Source organism: Novosphingobium sp. BL-A-41-Hi4B-X5A (assembly GCF_055521705.1).
The window spans coordinates 2,955,058-2,978,353 of record NZ_CM145500.1; the positions used below are offsets into that span (position 1 = coordinate 2,955,058).

At 63.7% G+C, this 23,296-nt stretch carries 28 protein-coding genes; 15 read left to right on the forward strand and 13 right to left on the reverse strand.

Going from position 1 to position 23,296, the window contains the following annotated elements; all coding sequences use genetic code 11:
* Positions 1-149 precede the first annotated feature (149 nt).
* Entirely contained in the window at positions 150-611 is a 462-nt protein-coding gene (locus tag ACZ1JY_RS14375) for a superoxide dismutase family protein (RefSeq protein ID WP_465129739.1), read from the forward strand.
* Here the strand turns inward: ACZ1JY_RS14375 and ACZ1JY_RS14380 are convergent, their stop codons facing one another.
* The 7 genes from ACZ1JY_RS14380 to ACZ1JY_RS14410 form a co-directional block, all read right to left on the reverse strand.
* Positions 612-2,204, reverse strand: coding sequence for an MFS transporter (locus ACZ1JY_RS14380; protein WP_465129740.1), 1,593 nt, complete (start codon positions 2,202-2,204; stop codon positions 612-614).
* Positions 2,179-2,877, reverse strand: a complete 699-nt coding sequence (queC, locus tag ACZ1JY_RS14385) for a 7-cyano-7-deazaguanine synthase QueC (protein WP_465129741.1) — start codon at positions 2,875-2,877, stop codon at positions 2,179-2,181. Before queC ends, ACZ1JY_RS14380 begins: the two co-directional genes overlap by 26 nt.
* A gap of 67 nt (positions 2,878-2,944) precedes the next feature.
* Positions 2,945-3,373, reverse strand: a complete 429-nt coding sequence (locus tag ACZ1JY_RS14390; RefSeq protein ID WP_465129742.1) for a DUF3617 domain-containing protein — start codon at positions 3,371-3,373, stop codon at positions 2,945-2,947.
* Between the two features lie 148 nt (positions 3,374-3,521).
* Complete coding sequence (gene hslO, locus ACZ1JY_RS14395) at positions 3,522-4,382, reverse strand: Hsp33 family molecular chaperone HslO (RefSeq protein WP_465130927.1); 861 nt, start codon at positions 4,380-4,382, stop codon at positions 3,522-3,524.
* A 57-nt stretch (positions 4,383-4,439) separates the two neighbouring features.
* Positions 4,440-5,366: an ornithine carbamoyltransferase gene (gene argF / locus ACZ1JY_RS14400; protein ID WP_118072317.1), complete on the reverse strand. Its 927-nt coding sequence runs from the start codon at positions 5,364-5,366 to the stop codon at positions 4,440-4,442.
* Positions 5,363-6,556, reverse strand: a complete 1,194-nt coding sequence (locus ACZ1JY_RS14405) for an aspartate aminotransferase family protein (RefSeq protein WP_118072316.1) — start codon at positions 6,554-6,556, stop codon at positions 5,363-5,365. Before ACZ1JY_RS14405 ends, argF begins: the two co-directional genes overlap by 4 nt.
* Positions 6,557-6,727: 171 nt before the next feature.
* Positions 6,728-7,528: a cold-shock protein gene (locus ACZ1JY_RS14410; RefSeq protein ID WP_118072315.1), complete on the reverse strand. Its 801-nt coding sequence runs from the start codon at positions 7,526-7,528 to the stop codon at positions 6,728-6,730.
* Positions 7,529-7,818: 290 nt separating this feature from the next.
* Between ACZ1JY_RS14410 and ACZ1JY_RS14415 the strand changes: the two genes are divergently transcribed.
* From ACZ1JY_RS14415 to ACZ1JY_RS14425, 3 genes are read left to right on the forward strand one after another with little or no spacing between them, the layout of a single operon-like run.
* Complete coding sequence (locus ACZ1JY_RS14415) at positions 7,819-8,253, forward strand: protein tyrosine phosphatase family protein (RefSeq protein ID WP_062347231.1); 435 nt, start codon at positions 7,819-7,821, stop codon at positions 8,251-8,253.
* Positions 8,254-8,271: 18 nt separating this feature from the next.
* A complete protein-coding gene (locus ACZ1JY_RS14420) occupies positions 8,272-8,715 on the forward strand; it encodes a hypothetical protein (RefSeq protein WP_465129743.1) in 444 nt (147 codons plus the stop codon).
* Positions 8,712-9,599: a sterol desaturase family protein gene (locus ACZ1JY_RS14425; protein WP_168902849.1), complete on the forward strand. Its 888-nt coding sequence runs from the start codon at positions 8,712-8,714 to the stop codon at positions 9,597-9,599. Before ACZ1JY_RS14420 ends, ACZ1JY_RS14425 begins: the two co-directional genes overlap by 4 nt.
* On the opposite strand, the gene ACZ1JY_RS14430 is transcribed toward ACZ1JY_RS14425, so the two are convergent.
* The 3 genes from ACZ1JY_RS14430 to ACZ1JY_RS14440 form a co-directional block, all read right to left on the reverse strand.
* Entirely contained in the window at positions 9,596-10,390 is a 795-nt protein-coding gene (locus ACZ1JY_RS14430) for an SGNH/GDSL hydrolase family protein (protein WP_465129744.1), read from the reverse strand. The genes ACZ1JY_RS14425 and ACZ1JY_RS14430 overlap by 4 nt on opposite strands.
* A complete protein-coding gene (spt, locus tag ACZ1JY_RS14435) occupies positions 10,390-11,589 on the reverse strand; it encodes a serine palmitoyltransferase (protein ID WP_118074512.1) in 1,200 nt (399 codons plus the stop codon). The genes ACZ1JY_RS14430 and spt overlap by 1 nt, the downstream gene beginning before the upstream one ends.
* 67 nt (positions 11,590-11,656) lie before the next feature.
* The gene (locus ACZ1JY_RS14440; protein WP_039332481.1) at positions 11,657-11,896 is read right to left on the reverse strand and encodes an acyl carrier protein; all 240 of its coding nucleotides are present in this window, start codon (positions 11,894-11,896) and stop codon (positions 11,657-11,659) included.
* A 167-nt stretch (positions 11,897-12,063) separates the two neighbouring features.
* Between ACZ1JY_RS14440 and ACZ1JY_RS14445 the strand changes: the two genes are divergently transcribed.
* Positions 12,064-12,648, forward strand: coding sequence for a Pycsar system effector family protein (locus tag ACZ1JY_RS14445; RefSeq protein WP_465129745.1), 585 nt, complete (start codon positions 12,064-12,066; stop codon positions 12,646-12,648).
* Between the two features lie 3 nt (positions 12,649-12,651).
* Here the strand turns inward: ACZ1JY_RS14445 and ACZ1JY_RS14450 are convergent, their stop codons facing one another.
* The gene (locus ACZ1JY_RS14450; protein ID WP_039332483.1) at positions 12,652-13,014 is read right to left on the reverse strand and encodes a response regulator; all 363 of its coding nucleotides are present in this window, start codon (positions 13,012-13,014) and stop codon (positions 12,652-12,654) included.
* Positions 13,015-13,079: 65 nt separating this feature from the next.
* Here ACZ1JY_RS14450 and ACZ1JY_RS14455 point away from each other — a divergent pair, with 65 nt between their 5' ends.
* From ACZ1JY_RS14455 to ACZ1JY_RS14475, 5 genes are all read left to right on the forward strand, one after another.
* Positions 13,080-13,376: a DUF3572 domain-containing protein gene (locus tag ACZ1JY_RS14455; protein WP_465130928.1), complete on the forward strand. Its 297-nt coding sequence runs from the start codon at positions 13,080-13,082 to the stop codon at positions 13,374-13,376.
* 233 nt (positions 13,377-13,609) lie between these two features.
* A complete protein-coding gene (locus tag ACZ1JY_RS14460) occupies positions 13,610-14,242 on the forward strand; it encodes an HAD family hydrolase (RefSeq protein WP_465129746.1) in 633 nt (210 codons plus the stop codon).
* Positions 14,239-14,706 (forward strand): RidA family protein, encoded by a 468-nt coding sequence (locus ACZ1JY_RS14465; RefSeq protein ID WP_118072310.1) that lies wholly within the window; start codon positions 14,239-14,241, stop codon positions 14,704-14,706. Before ACZ1JY_RS14460 ends, ACZ1JY_RS14465 begins: the two co-directional genes overlap by 4 nt.
* Positions 14,678-15,454, forward strand: a complete 777-nt coding sequence (locus tag ACZ1JY_RS14470; RefSeq protein ID WP_465129747.1) for a glycerophosphodiester phosphodiesterase family protein — start codon at positions 14,678-14,680, stop codon at positions 15,452-15,454. Before ACZ1JY_RS14465 ends, ACZ1JY_RS14470 begins: the two co-directional genes overlap by 29 nt.
* 7 nt (positions 15,455-15,461) lie before the next feature.
* Positions 15,462-16,592: a GNAT family N-acetyltransferase gene (locus ACZ1JY_RS14475; protein ID WP_465129748.1), complete on the forward strand. Its 1,131-nt coding sequence runs from the start codon at positions 15,462-15,464 to the stop codon at positions 16,590-16,592.
* A 10-nt stretch (positions 16,593-16,602) separates the two neighbouring features.
* Here ACZ1JY_RS14475 and ACZ1JY_RS14480 read toward each other — a convergent pair whose 3' ends face one another.
* Complete coding sequence (locus tag ACZ1JY_RS14480) at positions 16,603-16,941, reverse strand: SEL1-like repeat protein (RefSeq protein ID WP_465129749.1); 339 nt, start codon at positions 16,939-16,941, stop codon at positions 16,603-16,605.
* Positions 16,942-17,235: 294 nt separating this feature from the next.
* On the opposite strand from ACZ1JY_RS14480, the gene dksA reads away from it, so the two are divergent.
* The 5 genes from dksA to ACZ1JY_RS14505 all read left to right on the forward strand — a co-directional run bounded on the left by dksA (position 17,236) and on the right by ACZ1JY_RS14505 (position 21,062).
* Positions 17,236-17,694, forward strand: coding sequence for an RNA polymerase-binding protein DksA (gene dksA, locus ACZ1JY_RS14485; RefSeq protein ID WP_039332497.1), 459 nt, complete (start codon positions 17,236-17,238; stop codon positions 17,692-17,694).
* Positions 17,695-17,874: 180 nt separating this feature from the next.
* Complete coding sequence (locus ACZ1JY_RS14490; protein ID WP_240344767.1) at positions 17,875-18,231, forward strand: PilZ domain-containing protein; 357 nt, start codon at positions 17,875-17,877, stop codon at positions 18,229-18,231.
* A gap of 40 nt (positions 18,232-18,271) precedes the next feature.
* Positions 18,272-19,738, forward strand: coding sequence for an ABC transporter substrate-binding protein (locus ACZ1JY_RS14495; protein WP_465129750.1), 1,467 nt, complete (start codon positions 18,272-18,274; stop codon positions 19,736-19,738).
* A 5-nt stretch (positions 19,739-19,743) separates the two neighbouring features.
* Complete coding sequence (locus ACZ1JY_RS14500) at positions 19,744-20,172, forward strand: DUF4112 domain-containing protein (protein WP_118074508.1); 429 nt, start codon at positions 19,744-19,746, stop codon at positions 20,170-20,172.
* 89 nt (positions 20,173-20,261) lie between these two features.
* A complete protein-coding gene (locus ACZ1JY_RS14505) occupies positions 20,262-21,062 on the forward strand; it encodes an esterase/lipase family protein (RefSeq protein ID WP_465129751.1) in 801 nt (266 codons plus the stop codon).
* Here ACZ1JY_RS14505 and ACZ1JY_RS14510 read toward each other — a convergent pair.
* Positions 21,059-23,116 (reverse strand): molybdopterin oxidoreductase family protein, encoded by a 2,058-nt coding sequence (locus ACZ1JY_RS14510; RefSeq protein ID WP_465129752.1) that lies wholly within the window; start codon positions 23,114-23,116, stop codon positions 21,059-21,061. The genes ACZ1JY_RS14505 and ACZ1JY_RS14510 overlap by 4 nt on opposite strands.
* Between the last annotated feature and the right edge of the window lie 180 nt (positions 23,117-23,296).

Sequence of the window (23,296 nt, forward strand, 5' to 3'; positions counted from 1 at the left end):
GCCGAAAAAAGAACGAGGGGTCGGAGAAATCCGGCCCCTTTTTCGTTATGATCCTAAACAGATCGGAGACCGTTACGATGCGTTCCAAGGCCGCAATCCTGCCTCTCGCTTGCTCGCTTCTGCTGGGCGCGTGTGCAACGACGGATGAGATGGACAAGACTTCGACGCTGGCACGGGCCACGCTTGCTGACGCGGCGGGTGCTTCGGTCGGCACTGTCAGGATCGAGCAATCGGGGACCGCGCTCTCGCTGGTCGCCGATGTGCGGAGCATGTCGGCTGGCCAGCATGGCATTCATATGCACACAACCGGAAAGTGCGAGGCTCCCGGCTTCACGTCAGCTGGTGGTCATTTGAATCCGACCGCTCATCAACATGGTACGATGAACCCGGCGGGCCCGCATCTCGGGGATCTTCCGAACATCACCGTCGCGGCTGACGGAACCGGGACACTCCGCGCGCCGCTCAGCGGTACAGCCGCCACAGTGCTCGCCAGCCTTTTCGATGCCGACGGCACCGCCATTGTCGTCCACGCCGGGCCGGACGATTACAAGACCGACCCCAGCGGCAACAGCGGCGGCCGCGTTGCCTGCGGCGTGCTTACCCAGGGCTAATCAGGCCAGGGTTTCCCCGGCAGCGCGCGCCCGCTGCTCCAGGCTGGCCAGCGCGCCGGGGACGCTGCGAATTGCCACGAAGAGAAGAACCAGCCCAATCGGCGCTGACACCAGCGTGGACAGCACCCCAAGCGACAGATCATCGCCGTTGGTCGCGGACACATAGCCTGCCATGAACGGCCCGAGCGCCAGGCCGACAAGCGTGGTCGCAAGGAAGAAGGTTGCCGTGGCAGTACCCCGCATGCGGGGCAGGACCAGCGACTGACTGGTCGCTGCGGCACCGCCAAGGGCGCTGCTCGACATCGTTTGTGCCACGAACAGCATGGCTACGAAAGTTGTGAAGCTTTCGGTTCGGAAGGCGATGATCATGGGAATGATCGGCGCGATCAGCCCGAACAAGGTCACCATGATACGGCCGGCGGAGTGGCGCTTGTACAGATGGTCGGCAATGCGGCCGCCGATGATCACACCGAGGAATCCGGCCAAGGCACCGGGCGCGCCGATGAACCACCCAAGATCACCCTTGGCGATGGCGAACACGCGCTCGGCGTAAGGGGCGGCCCAATAGGATGTGGCGTACGAAGTGAATGCCACCATGCCGTATCCCAGCGTCGTGCACAGGAATGCGGGCGTGCCCCAGATCAGGCGGAAGGTCGGCAGGTCACGCGCCCGCAGGGCACTTGCCCAACTGTAGATCGCGTAGAGGCCGACCCCGACGAAGATCCATTGCTGCCGGGTCGACCGTCCCAGCAGCGAGGTCAGAGCGTAGACGCCACCGGCAATGCACACGGCTACGGCAAGATTGGCGATCAGGGCCAAGGGGCCGCGCCGCGCCGCACCGATCAGCGTCAGCGGCGGGATCACCGTCACGAGCTCGGCGAAGAACCCCTTGAAAGGGCGCTCCACGCTCGGCGTTGGCAGTCCGTCGATTGCGCCGCGAATTGGCTCGCGCAGGGTGGCTACCAGCAGAGCCAGAAGCACCCCGGGCAAGCCGACCGCCATGAACGCCGCCTGCCAGCCGACGAGGCCGAAGGGACCGCCTGCGGGATACGCGGCGTTCCATTTCTCGACGATAAGGCCGCCCACCAGCAGCGACAGCCCGCCCCCCAGGAACAGGCCTGAGGAGTAGATCGACAAGGCGGTGGCGCGCAGCCGTTGCGGAAAGTAGTCCGAAATGAGCGAATAGGCAGCAGGGCTCGCCGTCGCCTCTCCGACACCGACCCCGATGCGCGCGGCGGTAAGCTGCCCCCCGGTCCGCGACAGGCCCGAGACCGCCGTCATTACCGACCACAAGGCCAGCCCGGCACTCATCAGCCGGACGCGGTGCCAGCTGTCGGCGAGACGACCCAGAGGAATCCCGAACAGGGAATAGAACACCGCAAAGGCAGTTCCATACAGGAAGCCGAGGTCCGCGTCGGTAAGCGACAGGTCCTTCTTGATATCGTTGGCCAGGATCGAAAGGATCTGCCGGTCAACGAAGTTGAGAACGTAGACCAGCACCAGAATGCTCAGGACGTACCAGCTATACGCAGTCGCTTCCTGCTCCTGAGGGTGCGTCTGGTCCGTGCTAGTCGCTATACCGGGTTCCGTCATTCAGGCCTGCCTCTTCAAACCCTGCGCGTCGCAGGCGACAGCTGTCGCATACGCCACAGGCTTTCCCATCGGTCAGGGGATCGTAGCAGGACCAGCTCTGGCCGGCGTCGAGCCCCAGTCGCGCTGCTTCCTGCGCGATCTGTGATTTCTTGAGGTGCTGGAGCGGGGCATGGACGGTGACCGTACCGCCCTCGCTGCCGATCTTGGTAGCGATCCGCGCCAGGCCTTCGAAGCCTTGCACGAACTCGGGCCGGCAATCGGGGTAGCCGGAATAGTCCAGGGCGTTCACGCCGATGAAGAGGTCCTTCGAGCCAGCAGCCTCAGCCCAGGCCAGCGCGAGCGACAGGAACACGAGATTGCGGGCAGGGACATAGGTAACCGGGATATCGTCGCCCACGCCGTCTTTGGGGACGTCGATATCCGCAGTCAGCGCAGAGCCGCCGAACTGGCGCAGGTCCAGCGGCAGGATTACGTGGCGTTCCACGCCAACGCGCTCCGCGATCACGCGCGCTGCGTCGAGTTCGATGCGGTGGCGTTGGTTGTAGTCGATCGTCAGTGCAAGGACGCGGAAACCCTGCTCCTTGGCCAGGCCTGCGCAAACCATCGAATCGAGTCCGCCCGAAAGGAGAACGACTGCGAGTGGGGCTTGGGCGACTTCAGGGCTTTGCAACATTGCCAATGGGCTAGCCGTGCCGTCGGCCCGATGCAATGGTCTCGCGCGTAACTTTATGCTTCCTGCCTCAACGCGAGCACGGACCGAGCCGCCGCGCCTCGGCGACGAAGTTGAATGGCAGGCCGTTGTCGATGCCTTGCGTTTCCAACTGCGCAAGGCGTGGGTTCTCGAAGCGGACCCGGGTGTGGCCATAGCCACCGGCCGGACAGGTGTACTGCACTGTCACCATATTGGGCGCATCGTCGATGACAAACCGCCGGCAGGCCTCGCCACGGTGGCGCACCTGGATAAGCTTGCGGCCATTGTTCACGCAGAGCTGAACGGTATCCGCGTCGTCGCGGGCACGCACTTCCCACAGCCCCGGCTCCAGCCTGTCAAGCATGGCAAGAGCAGGCCCTTGCGCAACGCCGGAAGTCGCGGCGAAGGCTGCAACCGCAATCGCTGACAGGACTGTGGGGCGACCGAGGCCGCGCAGCGGGATCAGACGTGATGACATGAAGCTCTACTCGCACCCATGAGCGCGGGCGTCTGTGCCGTTGCTCACTCGATGCTGGATCATATCACGGCGTTTCGCGCGGCGGAACGGTCTGCGTGCGCGGCCAATTGTGAAAAGTGCTGTCACATTTCGGGCCAGGACCGAAAAGTCAGTCGAGGTCGATCGCAAATTCGCGCGAACAGAAGGCGCAGTCAACCACGATCAGCCCGTCGTCATTCTCCATTTCCGCGCGCTCGGAAGCGGCAAAACGAGAAAGAATGTCGCGATAGTGTTCGATCGTGCAACGGCATCCGCGGGTGAGAGCCGTCCCGGTCTCGGCGCGGATTTCTGGCTCCTCGTGGAACAGGCGCCACACCATGCTTTCCAGATCGAGCGCCGGATCGACAAGTTCTGCCTCGCTGATCGAGCCACCAAGGACAGAGACATGCTCCCATTCGGGATGGTCCAGCTGCACGTGCAGCCGCTCGCGGCCCTCCTCGCCCTCGGGCAGGTGCTGCAGGAGCAGTCCACCGGCGACACAGGCGCCGGGCGTATTGCTGACGCCGATGCGGATCAGCGTGGGTATCTGTTCGGACTGGAAGAAATAGCTCTGGCACGCTTCGGCCAGCGAATTGCCCTCAAGCGGCACGACGCCCTGATAGCGTTGGCCGGTGGCGGCAAGATCAAACGTGATCGCCAGATAGCCTTCGCCGAACAGGGAGAACAGCGAGGGCACCGGGCCCAGTTCGTCAAGCCGCGCGCGGTCATGCCGGACGTAGCCGCGAAGCTCGCCGTTGCGATAGTCGCAGACCAGCAGGTCGACGATGCCGTCCTGGGTCTGCGCCTGCAGCGTCAACTGGCTGTCCTCACCCTTGAGCAGCGATCCCAGCAGGGCAGTGATCGTCAGCGCTTCGGCCAGGAGGTGGCGGATCGGCGCGGGATAGGCGTGGGCCGAAAGGATCGTGTCTAGAACCGGGCCCAGCCGCACTGCCCGGCCGCGCGCATTCTTGTGCGGCAGGGTGAAGTGCATCACCGTATCGAAACCGGTGGACGGCTGGACCTGTTCACTCACTTTACGTCACATCCTTCAAATCTGGCCGAACACCCAGCGCAGGACAGACTTCTGCGCGTGAATGCGGTTCTCGGCCTCATCCCACACGACCGAGCGGGGACCGTCGATCACCGAGTCCGTGACCTCCTCGTTGCGATGGGCAGGCAGGCAATGCAGGAACAGGGCGTCGGCCTTGGCGTGCGCCATCAGTGCATCGTTGACCTGATACGGCTCCATCGCGGCCAGCTTGGCTTCAGCATGGGCTTGGCCCATCGAGATCCAGGTGTCGGTTACGACCACGTCGGCCCCGCGCACGGCCTCGATCGGATCGCGGACCACACGGATGCCGCCGCCGCTCAGCGTTGCCGCCTCGATCATCGCAGCGTCGGATTCGTACCCTTCCGGAACGCCGATGCGAACGTTGAACTTCATCAGCCCCGCCGCCTCAACGATCGAGTTCAGCACGTTGTTGCCATCGCCCAACCAGGCGACTTCAAGACCGGGCAGGGCCTTGCCGTGCTCGATCACGGTCAGCAGGTCCGCCATGATCTGGCAAGGGTGGGACAGGTCGGTGAGGCCATTGATCACCGGAACGCTGGCATAGCGGGCCAGTTCCTCGACCTTGGCATGATCGTCGGTGCGCAGCATGATCGCATCGGCCATGCGGCTGAGGACGCGTGCGGTGTCGGCGATAGTCTCGCCCCGGCCGAGCTGCGTCGTCCCGGCATCGAGGATAAGAGCCGAGCCGCCAAGCTGCCGCATGGCAATGTCGAAAGACACGCGGGTGCGGGTCGAGTTCTTCTCGAACACCATGGCCAAGACGCGGCCGGCCAGTGGCGCATCTGCGTCCGGCTGGCCCTTGGGAAGGGCGGCGCGCGCCGCCTTCCGGTCAATCGCGTCATTCAGCATGGCGGCGATGGAATCGCCGCCCGCATCGGTGAGGTTGAGAAAATGCCTGGTCATGTAACCGGTGCCTCCAGCGCATAGCTTGCCGCAGCGGCAGAAAGCCGCTCCATGAACTCGTCGATGTGGCTGTCGTCGATCACCAGCGGCGGGATCACGCGGACAGTGTTGTCACCCGCCGAAACGGTCAGCAACTGGTGGTTATCACGCATGTGGGCCACGAACGGACGCGGCTCGACCTTCATCATGAGGCCGAGCATCAGGCCACGCCCGCGCACGCCGATGAACAGGTCCGGGTAGTTGCCGATGAACTGTTCAATGCGCCCGCGCAGCCGCTCACCCTTGGCGCGCACGTCGCTCAGGAACTCCTCGTTGGCAACAACGTCGAGCACCGCTTCGCCCGCTGCCATGGCCAGCGGGTTGCCGCCATAAGTGCTGCCGTGCGTGCCGGCGACCATGCCGCGCGCCGCCTTTTCGGTGGCAAGGCAAGCGCCCATCGGGAAGCCGCCGCCGATGCCCTTGGCCGTCGCCATCACGTCGGGCGTGATGCCATACTGTTCGTAGGCATAGAGCGTGCCGGTGCGGGCAACACCGCATTGCACTTCGTCGAAGATCAGCACGAGGTCATGCTCGTCGCACAGCGCGCGCAGGCCCTTCAGGAACTCGTCCGATGCGTCGCGGATGCCGCCTTCGCCCTGGATTGGCTCGACCAGGAAACCGGCGGTATTTGGTCCCATTGCCGCCTTGGCGCCTTCAAGGTCATCGAAATCGACGTACTTGAAGCCTTCGAGCAGGGGCAGGAAGCCCTTGTGCATCTTCTCCTGATTGGAGGCGCTGATCGTGGCCATGGTCCGGCCGTGGAAGGCGTTCTTGAAGGTGATCAGCTCGTACTTGTGGTCATTGCCCACCGCCGAGTGATAGGCGCGCGCGGTCTTTATCGCACACTCTACCGCTTCGGCGCCCGAGTTCGTGAAGAACACGGTATCGGCAAAGGTCAGGTCAACCAGACGCTGCGCCAGATGCTCGCCCTGCGGACTGCCGTAGAGGTTCGACACGTGCATCAGCGTTGCGGCCTGTTTCTGGATCGCGCCGATCAGGTGCTCGTGCGAATGACCGAGCAGGTTCACCGCAATGCCGCTGGCGAAATCGAGGTAGCGGGTGCCGTCCTCGGAAATCAGGTGGCAATGCTCGCCTCGCACCGGACGCACGCCGCACCGGGGGTACACGGGCATCAGCGGGGTGATCGACATAGAGCTCTCCTGTTCAGTCACGAATGTTTCCGGATGGCGCAACAATACTGCGCAAGCCAGATAGAAAAAGGGGAATCGACAAACGACAAATGGCGGCCCTTCAGGACCGCCATCTGTGCGCGTATGTGTTGCAGGCCGCCGGTCAGACTACCGGAAGCGATGCAATCGGGATCAACCCTGAATCGGCACCAGGTTGACCGCCGAGTGCTTGCCTCGTCGATCGACCTCGAGGTCGAATTCCAGCTTGTCGCCTTCGTTCAGCTCGCGCAGGCCCGAGCGTTCGACAGCACTGATGTGCACGAACGCGTCCGGCTGGCCGTCATCACGCGTGATGAAGCCGAAGCCCTTCATCGCGTTGAAGAACTTGACCGTGCCGGTCGCCTTTTCGCCAGTCAGCTCACGCTGCGGGGCAGCGGGCTTCGAAGCGACGGGGATGACATCGCCGACGACTTGAAGGTCTGCAGCCGAAATCTTGCCGCCACGATCGACGAGGTTGAATTCCAGCGTCTGGCCTTCAGCCAGGCCTTCGAGGCCGGCACGCTCGACCGCGCTGATGTGGACGAATACGTCCTCACCACCGTCTTCGCGCGAGATGAAGCCGAAGCCCTTCTGGCCGTTGAAGAATTTGACGACGCCCTTGCCGGTGCCGACAACCTGGGCAGGCATGCCGCCGCCGCGCGGGCCGCCGAAGCCGCCACCGCCGCCGCCACGCGGGCCGCCGCCGAAGCCGCCACGATCGCCACCGCCAAAGCCGCCGCGATCTCCACCACCGAAGCCGCCACGATCGCCGCCGCCAAAGCCGCCACGTCCGCCACCGCCACCGAAGCGATCGCCACCACCGAAGCCGCCGCGGTCACCATAACCGCCGCCGCCAAAGCCGCCACCGCCGCCGTAGGGATCAAAACCGCCTTCGTCGCCGAATCCGTCGCGCTTGTCTCTGCCGCGACCGCGCCGCCCTCTGTCAAAACCCATAGAAATCAATAGACCTTCAATCCGCCCCAACCTTCACGGCACCGCAGGCCGGACGCGGGAACCGGCGGCGCGACGAGGGAATCAGTGCCGGACTCAAGAGGCCGGACCTTACCTTTGCGGCCAAGACTATAGAGCAAAAACACAGGACCGCTAACGGAATCGACAAGTCAGCCACAATTCGCCTCGAAAACTGTGGCATTTGTGCCGATCCGCCAGATCAAGCGTGCGCTACTTGCCGCCGGGCGATGCTTTGGGCAGAAGCGGAGCACACAGATTGTCAGGACACCACGATGTTTCGCAAGATCGACGACAAGACTTATGCCAGCCCCCAGATCGGCCTCGCCGAAGTGGCCTATGCCAAGGCGCTGGGCATCGGCATGATCATCAACAATCGTCCTGAAGGCGAATCCGACGATCAGACGCCCGGTGCTGACATCGAAGCGGCCGCACGGGATGCCGGAATCGCCTACGTGGCGATTCCGGTCAGCCACGCTGGCTTCTCGATGCCGCAGGTCGAGGCGATGCAGGCAGCCTTGGCGCAGGCAGGCGACGCCCCGGTACTGGCCTACTGCCGCTCCGGCACCCGTTCGACCCTGCTCTGGGCGCTGGCGCAGGCCCGCTCGGGCCTTGATCCGGACGAGATTGCCGCGAGGGCGGCTGGCGCCGGATATGACATTTCGCCGATCCGGGCGACGGTCGACATGCTCGCCGGGCAGGCGGGATAACTTGCTCCGGGCGGCGGCGTGAACACCCTGATCGAGACCGCGCTGGGCAATCCGGTCGTGGCCAAGGGATTGCAATTGCTGGGATCGCTTCTGGCGATCCTCGTGCTGGCATGGCTGGCGAGACGCATGCAACTGGGCGGCGATCCCCGCATTCATTGCGCGGACGAGGCGCGCGCTCTGGCCGAGGATGCGATCTGCGGCTTCGATGCGCAAGACGTGGTGGTCGACCGCGCCGGCATTGGAGCGCTTGCCCGCGACACGCTCGGCCGGGTACTGCTGATCCGCCAGCACGGCAGCCATTTCGCTACCCGACAGTTGACCAGCCACGCCGGAGTCCGGCTCGACGGACGCTTTCTCACCATCGCCACCGATGACCGACGTTTCGGCACGGTCACTCTTGACCTTGGCGATCAGGCGCAAGTCTGGGCTGCCAGCCTCCGTCGTCTCGGAGCGACCGCATGAAGCCGATTGACGTTGTCACTTATGCGGTGCCGTTCTTCGTCATCATGGTCCTGGCCGAGATGATCTGGGCCGCACGCCGCGCGCCCGAGAAATATGAACCGCGCGATACCTTGACCAGCCTTGCGCTGGGCCTCGGCAGCACCGTTGCGGGAGCCCTGACGGCTGGCGTCGTCTTTGCTGCGGCGATGTGGCTCTACGACCACCGCGTGGCCACGGTGCCGTTCGCGTGGTGGGCGTGGATCGCCTGCTTCGTGCTCGACGATTTCAACTACTACTGGGCCCATCGCACCGGCCACCGCGTGCGCTGGTTCTGGGCGAGCCACGTCAACCATCACTCGAGCCAGCACTACAACCTGTCGACTGCGCTGCGGCAGACCTGGACCGGGTTCTTCGCCCTCTCCTTCGTGTTCCGCATCTGGCCGGCGTTCCTCGGTTTCCATCCGGCGATGCTCGTCACCGTCGGCGGCGCCAACCTGATCTATCAGTTCTGGATTCATACGGAGGCGGTTCGTCGCATGCCGCGCTGGTTCGAGGCGGTATTCAACACGCCATCGCACCACCGCGTCCACCACGCCACCAATCCGTTATACCTCGATCGCAACTATGCCGGGGCGCTGATCGTGTGGGACCGCCTGTTTGGCACGTTCCAGCAGGAGCGCGATGATCTTGCGATCCGGTATGGCATCGTCAAGCAGTTGGGCAGCTTCCACCTGCTGCACGCCGCGTTCCATGAGTGGCGCGGGATGCTGGGGGACTTCTGGCGCGCGCCCTTCCGGCACAAGCTGTCGTACCTGGTGCGCGAGCCGGGCTGGAGCCATGATGGCAGCCGCGAAGGCTCGGACGCTATCCGCGCCCGCTGGCTTGAGCGCAACAGCGCCGACTAGCGCTTCTTTACGGCGTTCAGCTTCTCGGCTTGGGCAATTGCTGCCTTGGCGATCGGCTCCATCACCGCATAGCCCTTGGCGTTGGGATGGATCCCGTCCGGTGCAAGTTCGGGATTGATCCCGCCCTCGGCATTGACTAGCGCTGAGTGATAATCCGCGAAGACCGCGCCGCGGGCCCTGGCATAGTCCTTCAGCCAGGTATTCAGCGCAACGACCTGCCTTGCCGGGGACAGCGCCGGTTTCCACGGGAACTTCGCCGCCGGCAGGATGCTGCCGATCACCACGGCGATGCCGTTGGCCTTGGCGAGATCGACCATCGCCGCCACGTGGTTCGTGTACATTTCGGGGCTGTTCGGACCAGTGTTCCCGGCAAGGTCATTGGTACCGATCATGATGTGCACGACCTTGGGCCGTAGGCGCACCACGTCCTGATAGAACCGCACGAGGATCTGCGGGCTGGTCTGCCCGCTGATCCCGCGCCCGACGGCCCCTGCCACGAACAGCGACGGTGCCAGGCCAACCCAGTTCTCGGTGATCGAATCACCGATGAACACCACGCGCGGTGCCTGAGCCAGCTGCTTGTCGGCCTCGGCATAGCGGCATTGCCAGGCCCAGTCGTACTGTCGCACATAGGGGTGGCCGAAGAACAGGCCGCGCGTGTCGGTCGGGCAGGGCTTTTCGATCATGCCGTCCCCCGGCGGCGTCACCACCGGCGGCGAAGCGGCAGGGCGGTTCTGCGCCCATGCCGGAGAAGCCGCCAGAGCCAGAACCGCTGCCAGAACCAGCTGCATCAGATGATCCCCACGGCCTTTCCGGCGCGTTCGAACATGCCGATGATCGTCTGCACCTGATCTGCCGAATGCTCGGCACACAGCGAGCAGCGCAGCAGCGTCATCCCTGCAGGCGTTGCCGGCGGACGGGCCAGGTTCACGTATAGACCTTCGTGCAGGAGCGCTTCCCACATCGCTGCGCCACGTTCCAGATCGGGCATGATCACCGCGATGATCGCGCTTTGCGCTTCGCTGGTGCCCAGCTGGAAGCCCTTGTCACGCAGGCCCTTGTGCAGGGTCTTGGAATTTTCCCACAGGTGCGCGCGCTTGTTTCCGGCGTGCATCAGCTTGCGGATCGATGTCGCCGCGGTGTGCACCACGCTGGGCGGCAGCGAGGCGGTGAACACGTAGGGACGGCACACCAGACGCATGATCTCGAACTTGGGATGGTTCGAAACGCAGAAGCCGCCGACCGTGCCGACCGATTTCGAGAAAGTGCCGATCACGAAGTCGACATCGTCAAGGCAGCCCTGGTCCTCGGCCACGCCGCGCCCGTTGGGGCCGATGAAGCCCATCGAGTGCGCCTCGTCCACCAGCACCATCGCGCCATGCGCCTTGGCGACGCGGATCATCTCCTTGAGCGGCGCAATGTCGCCCAGCATGGAATAGACACCTTCGAGCACCACCAGTTTGCCTGCGCCTTCCGGCACGCGCTTCAGGCGCTTTTCCATGGCCTCGATGTCGTTGTGCTTGAACGGCACGACTTCGGCATCGCCCATCTTGCAGCCGTCCCAGATGGAAGCGTGGCTGTCGATGTCGAGGATGATGTAGTCACCCTTGCCGGCGATCGTGCTGATGATGCCGAGGTTGGCCTGGTAACCGGTGGAGAACACCATGGCATGATCCATGCCATAGAACTCCTTGAGCGCTTCTTCGCAGGCCTTGTGCCCGGCATATGTGCCGTTGAGCACGCGGCTACCGGTGGTGCCCGAACCGAAATCATCAAGGGCCTGCTTGCCCGCCGCGATCACGTCGGGGTCGAAGGTCATGCCCATGTAGTTGTAGGTGCCGAGCAGGATCGTCTCGCGCCCGTTGCACACCGCAACGGTCGGGCTGATCACCCGCTCCATCACCAGGTTGAACGGGTCTTCCACACCGCCCGCCAGCAGCGCGCGGCGTTGTTCGATCAGCGGGTCGAACTTCGAAAACAGGTCGGTCATCTTCGATCTCATCCTGAAATCCGCACTGCACCCGCTCAGGACGTGCGGCTGTGCGCGGACGTTGGCCTCAGCCCTGGAGCTTCGTCACCGCATCGATCAACTGGCCGTAAGTCTCGATCTCGGCCTGCTGGTTCATGCTGATGATGATGTCGAAGTCGTCCTCGATGGCCGCGACGAAGTCCATCACCGTCAGGCTGTCCCACTCAAGATCGCCGGCAAAAGTGGTCGCTTCGGTAATTGCGATGCCCTTCTTGTTGAAGGGTTCGATCAGTTCGGCGATCTTTTCGGCGGTTGCGGCGCGATCCATCAATTCTTCTCCAAGGAGCAGGAGAGGCCCCCTGCCAGACGATTAAGGCCGAAAAGCGGCCAATGCCCCCGCTTGTCAAGCACGCTGCCTCTGTGTCATCCCCGGAAATACGGATAACCGCACAGAACGGCGCCCAGAACGGCGCCAAGAGCGGCGAGGGGGGAATGATGGCACAAGTCGATGAACAGGCCGAACAACCGCTGGCCGCCCCATCGATGCCGTCACCCTCGGGATACTCAAATCACGCCATTCACTTGGTGCGCACCTCGCAGCAGATCAATCTGACGCTGAGCCAGATGGCCGATGCCAAGGCCTCGATCCTGATGGGCGCGACGTTCCTCGTATTCACCATCGCAGTGGGGCAGGCGAAGAGCGGTGCGATGCCCTGGTCGCTGGGGGTGCTGGCGCTGTTTGCGTTCATTTCGGCGATGTGCGCGGTGTTTGCAGTCCTGCCCTCGGTCAGCAACCCCAGGTCTGCAAAGCTGAACGACGGCAAGCCCAACAAACTGTTCTTCGGCTACTTCACCCACATGGACGAGGGCGAGTGGGCCGATTCAATCCTGTCCGAACTGCGCGCCGATGAAACCGTGTTCCGCACGATGTTGCACGACATCTACCAGAACGGGCAGGTCCTGCAGCGCAAGAAGTACAAGTACCTCGCCTACGCCTACAAGAGCTTCATGGCGGGCCTCTGCCTGACGGTGCTGACCTTCGTCATCGAGCACGCAAGCAGCGTTGCAGCGGCGATGTAACCTTCAGACCAAAGCGTTCACCGCCACCATGAACGGCCCGATCGATACCGGCTTGGCAAGATAACCTTCGGCCCCCGCAGCGCGGATCGTCTCTTCATCGCCCTTGCCGGCATAGGCGGTCACTGCAAGGATCGGGATCGCCTTCAACTCCTCGTCCGCCTTGATCGCCTCGATCAGATCGATGCCCGAAACGTTCGGCAGCTGGATGTCCATGATCACCAGATGCGGCATGAACAGCCGTGTCTTCTCGATCGCCTCGCGCCCGTCGGCCACCGGCTCCACCTCGAAACCCTTGGCGCGCAGCAGGTCGCAGAACAGCTTGCGGTTGAGGTCGTTGTCCTCGACAACCAGAATTCTTTTTGCCACTGACACGCCTGTTTTACGAAAGCTGACGGCGCCACCCTTATTGCCCGCGAAAGGCCCTGACAATCATCCGCGAGCCTTCCTCCCCCGTCGATCCCGCTGCCCTTGCGCTGCAGGCTCTCGGCTGGGTCCTTTCCGATGGCGACCGTGCCGAGCGGTTCCTGAGCCTCACCGGCCTGACGCCGGATGAATTGCGGGCGGGGCTCGGCGATCCGGCGATGCTCGGCGCTGTTCTCGATTTTCTCGCCAACCACGAGGCAGACCTTGTCAACGCGGCCTTCGCGCTCGACATCTCGCCCGAAACCCTGATTGCCGCCCGGAAGGAACTAGGCCGTAAGTTCGAGGATGGCACCTTCGAGGTTTGAGGCAAAACGGCCAGGTGCTAGGAAGGAGGGCGCAGTAATATGTCGATATTTCAAGACCGACTGACGCGGCAGATGGCCGTTTTGGTCAAATCCCGAAGGGACACCAAAATGGCTTCCATCTCCAACCGAAATTTCCTTGCAGGGGCAACCAGCCCCTGCGGCAAAAATTTCGGCCCGATATGTTCGCCATTTTGGTGCCTCGAAGGTGTCATCCTCGAACTTACGGCCTGCTCATGAGTAGCCGTCCCCTGATCGTCAGCGATTGCGACGAGGTGCTGTTGCACATGGTCGCCCCCTTCCGTGACTGGCTGGGCGAGGAACAGGGCGTCACCTTCAAGATGGACAGCGCCGATTTTTCCAAGGCGATGCGCTACGCCAGGGATGGCGAGCTGGTGCCGCCGCAGGAAATCTGGAATCTGCTCAACAAGTTCTTCGACACCGAAATGTATCGCCAGCAAGCCATTGCCGGCGCTGTCGCCGGGATCAACGCAGTCGGGAAGGATGCCGACGTGGTGATCCTGACCAATCTCAACGATCATCGTCGTGACATGCGCGCGCGCCAGTTGGCCGATGTCGGTATCAACGCCCGCGTCTTCACCAACCAGGGGCCGAAAGGCCCTGCGCTCAAGGCGATCCTTGACGAGTACAACCCCTCGCGCGCCCTGTTCATCGACGATTTGCCGCAGCACCACGATTCGGTTTCGCAATTGACGCCCGAGGTGATCCGCCTGCACCTGTGCGGCGAACCGCTGCTCAGCCCGCATATCGACTGCGCCCACAAGGCCGGCCACGCCCATGCCCGGATCGACGATTGGGAAGCGGCGCTGCCGTGGATTCTCGAACAAATACATGGAGAAGATTCGTGACCGATTCCGTTGAAGCAAAGCTGGCCGCCCTCGGGCACACGCTGCCGCAGGCCGCCGCGCCGGTTGCGGCCTATGTGCCGACGGTCGAGGCGAACGGCATGCTCCACGTTTCGGGCCAGTTGCCCTTCATCGACGGCAAGCTGGTCACCGGTCGTCTCGGCGAGAACGTGAGCCTCGAGGACGGCACCGCTGCCGCGCAGGCCTGCGGCTTGATGATCCTCGCGCAGGTCAAGGCGGCACTCGGTTCACTCGACCGGGTCGAGCGGGTGGTCAAGCTTGGTGCCTTCATCAGCTCGACCGCAGACTTCACCGACCAGCCCAAGGTCGCCAACGGCGCGTCCGAACTGATGGCGGCGGCGTTCGGCGATGCCGGCAAGCATGCCCGCAGCGCGGTTGGCGTCCCTGTCCTGCCTTTGGGCGCTGCGGTCGAAGTCGATGCTGTCCTTGCTGTTCGCCCTGCTTGACCGCTTTCTGGTCCCCGCGCCCGATCAGGCGCGGGTGGGCTGGCTGCGCGGCGTAAGCTACGCCCACCGTGGCCTGCACGGAGCCGGCGTCGCCGAAAATTCGCCTAGCGCCTTCGCGCTTGCCATCGATCGGGGCATGGGCATTGAGTGCGACGTGCAGCGCACGGCTGACGGTCAGGCGGTCGTCTTCCACGATTGGGACCTCGATCGCCTCACTGTCGAAACTGGCCCGGTGATCGAGCGCCGCGCCGATGCGCTGGCCAGGATTCAGCTCTCGGGCAGCACCGATAGCATCCCGACCTTGCAAAGCTTTCTGGATCAGGTCGGCGGCCGCGCGCCGCTGCTGATCGAAGTCAAGTCGAAGCGTGAAATCCGGGTCGCGCCGTTGTGCCTTGCCGTGCGGCGCGCGCTCGAGGGCTATCGCGGTCCGGTCGCGGTGATGAGCTTCGACCCCCGCGTCAGCCGCTGGTTCGGTCGCCATTCCCCGCGCATCGTTCATGGACTTGTTGTCACGGAAGAGGGCAAGCGCACTGTGTTCGCCGCGCTCAAGCTGCACCTCGCCTTCTGGCAGGCCCGCCCACAGTTCCTCGCCTGGGACGTCCGCGACCTGCCGAGCAAGTTTGCTGCCACCGAGCGCAAGCGCGGTTTCCCGGTCCTCACCTGGACTGTCCGCTCCGCCGAACTTGCAGCCCGCGCGGCCGACTGTGCCGATGGACTTATTGCCGAGGGGGCAGGCGTCGAGGCATGACCCGCGCGTGACCTACACCGCGCGCATCCACAAGTCCGTCTCGGAAATCGCTGCCGAAGACTGGGATCGACTGGCGGGGGAGAGCAACCCTTTCGTATCCCACGCTTTCCTGAAGTCGCTTGAAGATTCGGGTTCGGTCGGTGGTCGCTCCGGCTGGTCGCCGCTGCCGATCGTGATCGAGGGCGAGGGCGGGCGCCCCGCCGCCGCGCTTCCTGCCTATCTCAAAAGCCACAGCCAGGGCGAATATGTGTTCGACCATTCGTGGGCGGATGCTTGGCAGAGGGCAGGGGGCAGTTACTATCCCAAGCTGCAGATCAGCGCCCCGTTCACCCCTGCGACTGGCCCGCGCCTGCTCCTGGGCGACCGTCCCGACCTTGCGCTGCCGCTCCTGCGCGCCGCTGAACAGCTTTGCGACAACAACGGCCTGTCTTCCGCTCACGCCACTTTCATCGAGCCCGATCAGTTGCCCCTGTTCGAACAGGCCGGATGGCTCCCCCGTTCGGACATCCAGTTCCACTGGGAAAATCGTGGCTACGAATCCTTTGCCGATTTCCTCGGCGCGCTAAGTTCCGAAAAGCGCAAGAACCTGCGCAAGGAGCGGGCCCGCGCGCAGGACGGCGTCGAGATCCGACAGCTCACCGGCGACGCCATCCGCCCCGAACACTGGGACGCCTTCTGGGTGTTCTATCAGGACACGGGCGCGCGCAAATGGGGCCGCCCCTATCTGACCCGCACTGCATTCGACCTGATCGGCGAGCGCATGGCCGACAAGGTTCTCCTCGTCCTCGCCTTTGATGGGGACAAACCGGTGGCCGGAGCACTCAACTTCATCGGCAGCGATGCGCTTTACGGTCGCTACTGGGGCGCGGTGGTGGAAAAGCCCTTCCTCCACTTCGAGTTATGCTACTATCAGGCGATCGACGCCGCCATCGCGCTCGGTCTGTCACGAGTGGAGGCGGGCGCCCAGGGCGGCCACAAGCTCGCAAGGGGTTACGAACCCGTGCGCACCTGGTCAGCCCACTACATCGCCGATCCCAACTTCCGCAGCGCGGTCGCCGACTTCCTCGAACGCGAACGCGCAGGCATCGCGCAGGACCAGATTTATCTGGGCGAAAGAACGCCGTTCAGGAAGGGGTGATTGGGCAGACTCAAGCCGCCGCGCGTCCGCTCCGCAACCATTCGCGTGCGCGGCGCTGGGCTTCGGCGATCTCGCGCGCGGTCATCTCGTCGGCCACGTCTGCCCGGCATTGTGCGGCTTCGTCATGCCCACCGACGGCTGCAAGGTTGAACCACTTGTGCGCTTCGATCAGGTCGCAGTCCACGCCGTGGCTTCCGGTCGAATAGGCAACGCCCAGATCGAACAGCGCGCTCGTGTCGCCTGCAGCTGCGGCTGCCAGGCACGTTGCCACCAGCATGTCGGCAATGTCGTGCGATTCGCCGATTGGCGCGCCTTCTTCAGCAACCAGCTTTATCCAGGCCTGTCCCATAACCTCTACCCCCTGAAAGGAAGGCCGAACCCCCGGTCTTCCGACAAGGCAAAGGTCAACGATCTTGGTCAACAAATGGTTAACGACGAAACGATTCCGTTTTCGGATGAAACAGTTTGGGAAAACCTTGTGCGCCTGCTCACCCTTCAGTCGTCATTAATGCATCATAGCCGCCTAAGTGCTTGTGCGCGTCACGGGCCAATCCTATAGGCGCGCCAAGACAAGAGCTTGCGCGCCTGACAAGGGAATGATGCAGGCCGGGAGGGGCGGATAGCTTGTTATGCGGAGGGCCGAATGGCTGGGGTCTTGAGTGACGAGATTGACGTTCTGGCAAAAGCGCGTCGTGCGATGCCGAGCGATTATGTTCCCAATGACGACGAACCCTACATGAATGAAGCCCAGCAGGACTGGTTTCGCCGCCTGCTGATGGAATGGAAGAAGTCGATCCTTTCCGCCGCGGCTGGTACGCTGACTGCACTTCAGGACGGACCGATCCGCGAACCCGACCTCAACGACCGCGCTTCGAGCGAGACCGACTGGGGTATCGAGCTGCGCACGCGCGATCGTCAGCGCAAGCTCATCGCCAAGATCGATTCCGCCATGCGCCGAATTGATGAAGGCGAATATGGTTACTGCGAAGTGACCGGTGAGCCCATCGGCCTTGGCCGCCTCATCGCCCGCCCGATCGCAACGATGACCGTTGAAGCACAGGAAGCGCATGAACGCAGGGAAAAAATTTCCCGCGACATGTGAGGCATGCGTCCCGGGCACGTCGTGTCCGGGACCATGTCATTCAGGTTAACAAAGGGCGGCAGCAACTTCTTGTTTACCCTCGACGTTTAGGAAAGTTCTACGAATTTTGACTAGTTCGGTGCGTGCGGACCCACATGGGTTCACAGGCGTGGGTTTTCTCGAAGGAAGACAGGACCTTTGGTGACAGACATCGACCATCGGCAACTGGGGCGCGACAGCCTTTTCCTGATGGCCGAGGTGCGCCTTTCGGGCAGCGAGGCTGAACACCGCGTCAAGGTTCGCAATCTTTCCGCAGGCGGCATGATGGCCGAAGGCGAGATGAAGGTGCTGCGCGGAACGCCGGTCCAGGTAAACCTGCGCAACATCGGTTGGGTCGAAGGGGTTGTCGCCTGGATCCAGGATAACCGTTTCGGCATTGCCTTTGTCGAGGAAGTCGATCCCAAACTCGCTCGTGCTCCCGTTGGCAACGGGCCTTCGACACCGCGTTTCGTGAAAGTTCCGATCGCGACCCAGACGGGGCCACTGCGCAAGATCTGACCTGCTGGACGCTGGCGCGCTGCTGCCTTAGGCTGACGCCATGATCCTGCGCTACGCTGTCATTACTGCCTTGGCCCTTGCGCTTGGCGCTTGCGGAAAGTCGCGGGAAGGCACCCTTGAAATCGCCGTGATGGGCAGCCCCTCGGCACTTAAGGAGTCCGGACAGCGCCTTTCGCCTGCCGCGCAACTCCTGCGTTCTGCCACGCACGAAGGCCTTGTCAGCTTTGACGAGCAGGGCCGCGTCGTGCCAGCGCTGGCGGACCGCTGGATCGTTACCGACAATGGGCAAAGCTACATTTTCCGCCTGCGCGACGGCACCTGGCCCGATGGCAAGCGCATTACCGCCGATGCTGCCGCCGCTGCCCTGCGCAAGACCATTGCCGGGTTGAAAGGCAGGGCGCTGGGGCTTGATCTCGCCGCGATCGACGAAGTGCGCGTGATGGCCGATCGCGTGATCGAGATTGACCTGTCAGCGCCCGTTCCTGAATTGCTGATCCTGCTGGCCCAGCCTGAAATGGCGCTGCTTTGGCAGGGCAAGGGCACCGGGCCAATGACGAAGGGGCAGGACGAGGAAGGCGCCAGCACCTTTGCGCTCATCCCGCCCGAACAGCGGGGCTTGCCCAAGCAGCCCGACTTCGGCCGGCGCGCACGCAAGCTTGCGCTGACGTTCGCCTCGCCTGACAAGGCCGTGGCTCTCTTCAATGACGGCTATGCCGATGTCCTGCTCGGTGGGCGGATCGATACGCTGCCTCTCGCCGGCTCGATCGGGCTAACCCGAGGCAACGTCCAGCTTGATCCGGTCATCGGCCTGTTCGGCCTGATGGTCGATAGCACCCAGGGTTTTCTCGGCGCTTCTGCCAATCGCGAGGCGCTGGCCATGGCGATCGACCGCGAGGCGGTGATTGGCCGGTTCAATATCGGCGGCTGGCAGGGTACCACCCGCGTCGTCTCGCCCGATGTCGAGGACGATCTCGGCACGATTGGCGAACGCTGGCAGGGCATGTCCGTCGAGGAACGTCAAAGCCAGGCGGCCGCCCGTGTTTCTGCCTGGAAAGGTGCCGGCAGAAGCATCCCGACGCTCAACGTCGCCATGCCGTCGGGGCCTGGCTCGGGACGGGTCTTTGACCAGTTGCAAAGCGATTTTGCTCGCATCGGCCTGTCGATCCGGCGCGTGGGTGAGCGGGATCGGGCAGACTTGCGCCTGGTTGACATCGCCGCGCGCTATGGCCGGGCCACGTGGTTCCTCAACCAGCTGTCATGCACCGTGCAAAAGGCGGTGTGCAGCCCCGTCGGAGACGAGCGCGTGGCCGAGGCCCGCAAGTCCATCGACTCAGCCACACGTGCGGCCTTGCTGGCCGAGGCAGAGGCTGAGATCACTGCGGCCAACGGTTTCATCCCGATTGCCCGGCCCTTGCGCTGGTCGATGGTTCGCAGCGGCACGTCGGGCTTTGCGGCGAATCCGTGGGGATGGCATCCCTTGCCGCCGATGGCATGGCTTCCCAGATAAAGGGCATGGACCACTCCGTTTCTGCCACCCGTCCCCAGCGCATTCGCCCGGAATTGCCGGGCATCGGCAACGATCCCGCCGCGGTGCGCCAGCGTATCGAAATGCTTGAGCGCGTGCTCGAACGCAGCTTCACCATCCCCGGCATTCGCCGCGATGTGGGCCTGGATGCGATTGCGGGTCTTGTCCCGATTCTGGGTGACGTGCTGACCGCCGCGATGGGCGCTTATATCGTATGGGAAGCGCGCAACCTTGGCCTGCCGAAATGGAAGCTGTGGCGCATGGGCGCGAATGTTGCGTTCGATACAGCGCTCGGCGCCGTGCCGCTGGTGGGCGATGCCTTCGACTTGTTCTTTCGCTCGAACTCGCGCAATCTCAGGATCCTGCGCAAGCATCTCGACAAGCACCATCCCCAAAGCCGCGTGATCGAGGGGTGATTTGCGCCGGGTGTCGATTCTTGACGCGAATTTGAAACAATTGCCAAATGCTGGCGTTCACCCGCGGTTAGGCCGATAGCGCGCAGGCAATGGCAATGATGTTCAACCTTCAAGAGCGGGCGGCGGGAATCGGGCAGACAGCTGCCCGTCTTGCGATGTTGCGCAACGAAATCGCCAGGCGCGGCGCGCTGGCATTCCAGCCGCGTCCGGCTGACGCTCGTGGCCCGAAATGGCAGGCGCTGCTTGGCGAATTGCGCACGCCGGTGGAGCATTGGCAGGCGTCACGACAGACCCTGGTGCCGAACGAACCCGCCGCGCAACCGCGCGCCGTCATGCTGCTGCCGGGCTTCGGCACGCACCCCGTGCGCATGAAGCCGCTCCGCCTTGCGCTGGAAGCCGCCGGGCATCGCGTCAGCGACTGGGGCCTCGGCTTCAACTTCGGCCCGACCGAGGACCGCTTCGAACGCTTGTGCGAGCGTGTCGTGGCGATGGCGCGCAAGGAAGGCGAGCCGCTGGTGCTGGTCGGCTGGAGCCTTGGCGGCCTGTTTGCGCGTGAGGTGGCCAAGCGCCATCCCGAGGCCGTGCGGCTGGTCGTAACCATGGGCACGCCCTTTTCCGGAGACCGCCGCGCCAACAACGCCTGGCGCGCCTACCAGTTGATCGCCGGACATTCCGTGGACGAACCGCCGATCGGGCAGGACATGGCGGCCAAGCCGCCGGTGCCCACCATCGCCCTGTGGAGCCCCCGCGACGGCATTATCGCACCCCGCTCCGCCTGTGGTCGCAAGGGCGAGCGAGATCTTGCGATTCCAATGCGTTGCACGCACCTCGGCTTCGCCGCGCATCCCGATGTGGCGGCGATGTTGAAGCGACTGGTGGCGACTTTCTAGGCCGCCTCCACCTCCACGGCGATGCCGCTGAGCGCGGCGTTGCCTGACAGCGGGTCGACTTCGTTCAGGGTGATGTCGTTGACGCTGACGCCGGGTTTGCCGAGCGCGTTGGCCATGGCGACGCCGGGGAGGGCGTGGCCCCAGCCGTGGGGGATGGAGACGGTGCCGGGCATCATGTCGTCGGTGACTTCAGCAGAAAGGCTTATTTCTCCGGCACTTGAGCGGACCTTGACGGTGGCGCCATCAGCGATGCCGCGGCGTTCTGCGTCGGCTGGATTGATCATCACCGTGCAGCGGTCGGGGCCCTTGATGAGGCGGTGACTGTTGGCGAGCCAGGAGTTGTTGGTGCGCAAGTGGCGTCTTCCGATAAGTCTCAGAGAACTAACGGAATTATCATTTTCGGGGATTTCCAACTCTTCGAGGCAAACCATGAACTCTGGTATGGCACAGGCCACACTCTTCGAGGCAGAGCGCAGGCGGGCAGGTAACTGACCGGTGGGCGGTGGACCCAGATCGATGCCCGAAGGCGAGGCTTCTACCTGTTGGAGAGTGAGGGCGTAGGGCCCGGTTTGGAGAAGTCCGTCAAGCGCCTCGCGCGGGGTGGGCGCTTGCACCGATTCACCGCTGATCGCGCTGGCGAGGCCCCGCAGGATTTCCCAATCGTGCAAGCTTCCTTCGGCCTGCGGCAGGGTGGGGGGCGAATAGACCGCAATGGTGCGCGCGGCCATGGGCAGGAGGAACAGGCCGTAGTGGTCGCGCTCCAGCGGGCCGGTGGGGGGCAGGATGTAGTGGGCGTGGGCGCTGGTGGCGTTGCGGTAGATGTCGATCGAGACCATCAAGTCCAGCGAATCCAAGGCCTTGGCAAGGCGGGAGCCATTGGGCGTGGACAGGACCGGGTTGCCGGCGACGACGAACAGCGCCTTGATCTGGCCTTCGCCCGGTGTCTCGATCTCCTCGGCCATGGCGGCGGCGGGAAATTCACCGAGGACCGAGCGGTGGCCGGAAACGCGGGAAGTGTGCTTGCCGATCGAGCCGGGCGGGAGGACGCTGACGGTGTCCACCGCTGGCCGCCCGAACACCCAGCCGCCCTCGCGATCGAGCTGGCCGGACGCTATGTTAATCAATGAGATAAGCCAGGCGTTGAGCGTGCCATGCGCCTGCGTGGCAACTCCCATGCGCCCGTAGAGCGCGGCGGGGCCGCTGGCGAAGCGGTCAGCCAGGCGCTCGATTTCAGGCAAGGGGATGCCGCAGGCCGTGGCGCAGGCCTCGCTGTCGAAGCGTTGCAGCAGCGCGCCGACTTCATCGAGGCCGGTGACGAAATCCTGCACCGGGCGGTGTGGCTTGCGCGCCATGACCGCTTGCAACAGCGCGATCAGGAAGAAGACGTCGGTGGCCGGTCGGATGAACAGGTGCCTGTCAGCGATCTTCGCGGTCTCGGTCTGGCGCGGGTCGATGACGACCAGTTGGCCACCACGGGCTCGCAAGTCCCTCATGCGATTGCGGAAATCGGGGACAGTCCACAGCGAACCGTTCGACGCCATCGGATTGCCGCCGAGAATGACCAGCGTCTGCGTGCGGTCCGCGTCGGGAATGGGGAACATGCTGGCGTGGCCCCACAGGCGCAGATTGGCGACCTGATGCGGCATCTGGTCGACCGTGCTGGCCGAGAACTTGTTCCGCGTGCGCAGCGCCTTTTCCAGAAAGCCGATGTTGAGCGCGTTGCCATAGGAGTGCGCGTTTGGGTTGCCGACGTAGACCGCAGTGCTGCCGGGATCGCGGGCAAGGATGGCGCGGGTCTTTTCACCGATCTCGGCAAAGGCCTGTTCGAAGCTGATTTCGTGCCAGTCCGCCCCGATGCGCTTCAAGGGTTTGCGCAAGCGGTCAGGGTCTTCCTGCAGGTCTTGCAGGGCAGTGCCCTTGGGACAGATATGCCCGCGCGACAATGGGTTGTCGGGATCGCCCTTGATCGAAAGGACCTTGCCTGCATCAACCTCGACCAGCACGCCGCAGTTGGCTTCGCAGATGTGGCAGGTGCGCTTGTGGACCTGTGGCATCGCCGTTCTCCCGAACTTTTAGTTGAGCGATTAAGTCTCATTCCACGCGCGCCGAAGCAAGCGGAATTGCTTGCCGGATTCTTCGCCTCATTGCTGCAGCCAGTGCCCAGCAACTTTATTTCGCAGTGCAGCATTGGCGCGCTTGGCAAAGCGGATTCGTTGTGCAAGCTTGGGGCTCAG

Bases quoted from the DNA above. Each gene is read 5' to 3' on its own strand.
- ACZ1JY_RS14375 (WP_465129739.1), top strand. From the start codon at position 150: ATGGACAAGACTTCGACGCTGGCACGGGCCACGCTTGCTGACGCGGCG.
- ACZ1JY_RS14380 (WP_465129740.1), bottom strand. From the start codon at position 2,204: ATGACGGAACCCGGTATAGCGACTAGCACGGACCAGACGCACCCTCAG.
- queC (WP_465129741.1), bottom strand. From the start codon at position 2,877: ATGTTGCAAAGCCCTGAAGTCGCCCAAGCCCCACTCGCAGTCGTTCTC.
- ACZ1JY_RS14390 (WP_465129742.1), bottom strand. From the start codon at position 3,373: ATGTCATCACGTCTGATCCCGCTGCGCGGCCTCGGTCGCCCCACAGTC.
- hslO (WP_465130927.1), bottom strand. From the start codon at position 4,382: ATGCACTTCACCCTGCCGCACAAGAATGCGCGCGGCCGGGCAGTGCGG.
- argF (WP_118072317.1), bottom strand. From the start codon at position 5,366: ATGACCAGGCATTTTCTCAACCTCACCGATGCGGGCGGCGATTCCATC.
- ACZ1JY_RS14405 (WP_118072316.1), bottom strand. From the start codon at position 6,556: ATGTCGATCACCCCGCTGATGCCCGTGTACCCCCGGTGCGGCGTGCGT.
- ACZ1JY_RS14410 (WP_118072315.1), bottom strand. From the start codon at position 7,528: ATGGGTTTTGACAGAGGGCGGCGCGGTCGCGGCAGAGACAAGCGCGAC.
- ACZ1JY_RS14415 (WP_062347231.1), top strand. From the start codon at position 7,819: ATGTTTCGCAAGATCGACGACAAGACTTATGCCAGCCCCCAGATCGGC.
- ACZ1JY_RS14425 (WP_168902849.1), top strand. From the start codon at position 8,712: ATGAAGCCGATTGACGTTGTCACTTATGCGGTGCCGTTCTTCGTCATC.
- ACZ1JY_RS14430 (WP_465129744.1), bottom strand. From the start codon at position 10,390: ATGCAGCTGGTTCTGGCAGCGGTTCTGGCTCTGGCGGCTTCTCCGGCA.
- spt (WP_118074512.1), bottom strand. From the start codon at position 11,589: ATGACCGACCTGTTTTCGAAGTTCGACCCGCTGATCGAACAACGCCGC.
- ACZ1JY_RS14440 (WP_039332481.1), bottom strand. From the start codon at position 11,896: ATGGATCGCGCCGCAACCGCCGAAAAGATCGCCGAACTGATCGAACCC.
- ACZ1JY_RS14445 (WP_465129745.1), top strand. From the start codon at position 12,064: ATGGCACAAGTCGATGAACAGGCCGAACAACCGCTGGCCGCCCCATCG.
- ACZ1JY_RS14460 (WP_465129746.1), top strand. From the start codon at position 13,610: ATGAGTAGCCGTCCCCTGATCGTCAGCGATTGCGACGAGGTGCTGTTG.
- ACZ1JY_RS14470 (WP_465129747.1), top strand. From the start codon at position 14,678: ATGCTGTCCTTGCTGTTCGCCCTGCTTGACCGCTTTCTGGTCCCCGCG.
- ACZ1JY_RS14480 (WP_465129749.1), bottom strand. From the start codon at position 16,941: ATGGGACAGGCCTGGATAAAGCTGGTTGCTGAAGAAGGCGCGCCAATC.
- dksA (WP_039332497.1), top strand. From the start codon at position 17,236: ATGGCTGGGGTCTTGAGTGACGAGATTGACGTTCTGGCAAAAGCGCGT.
- ACZ1JY_RS14495 (WP_465129750.1), top strand. From the start codon at position 18,272: ATGATCCTGCGCTACGCTGTCATTACTGCCTTGGCCCTTGCGCTTGGC.
- ACZ1JY_RS14500 (WP_118074508.1), top strand. From the start codon at position 19,744: ATGGACCACTCCGTTTCTGCCACCCGTCCCCAGCGCATTCGCCCGGAA.
- ACZ1JY_RS14505 (WP_465129751.1), top strand. From the start codon at position 20,262: ATGGCAATGATGTTCAACCTTCAAGAGCGGGCGGCGGGAATCGGGCAG.
- ACZ1JY_RS14510 (WP_465129752.1), bottom strand. From the start codon at position 23,116: ATGCCACAGGTCCACAAGCGCACCTGCCACATCTGCGAAGCCAACTGC.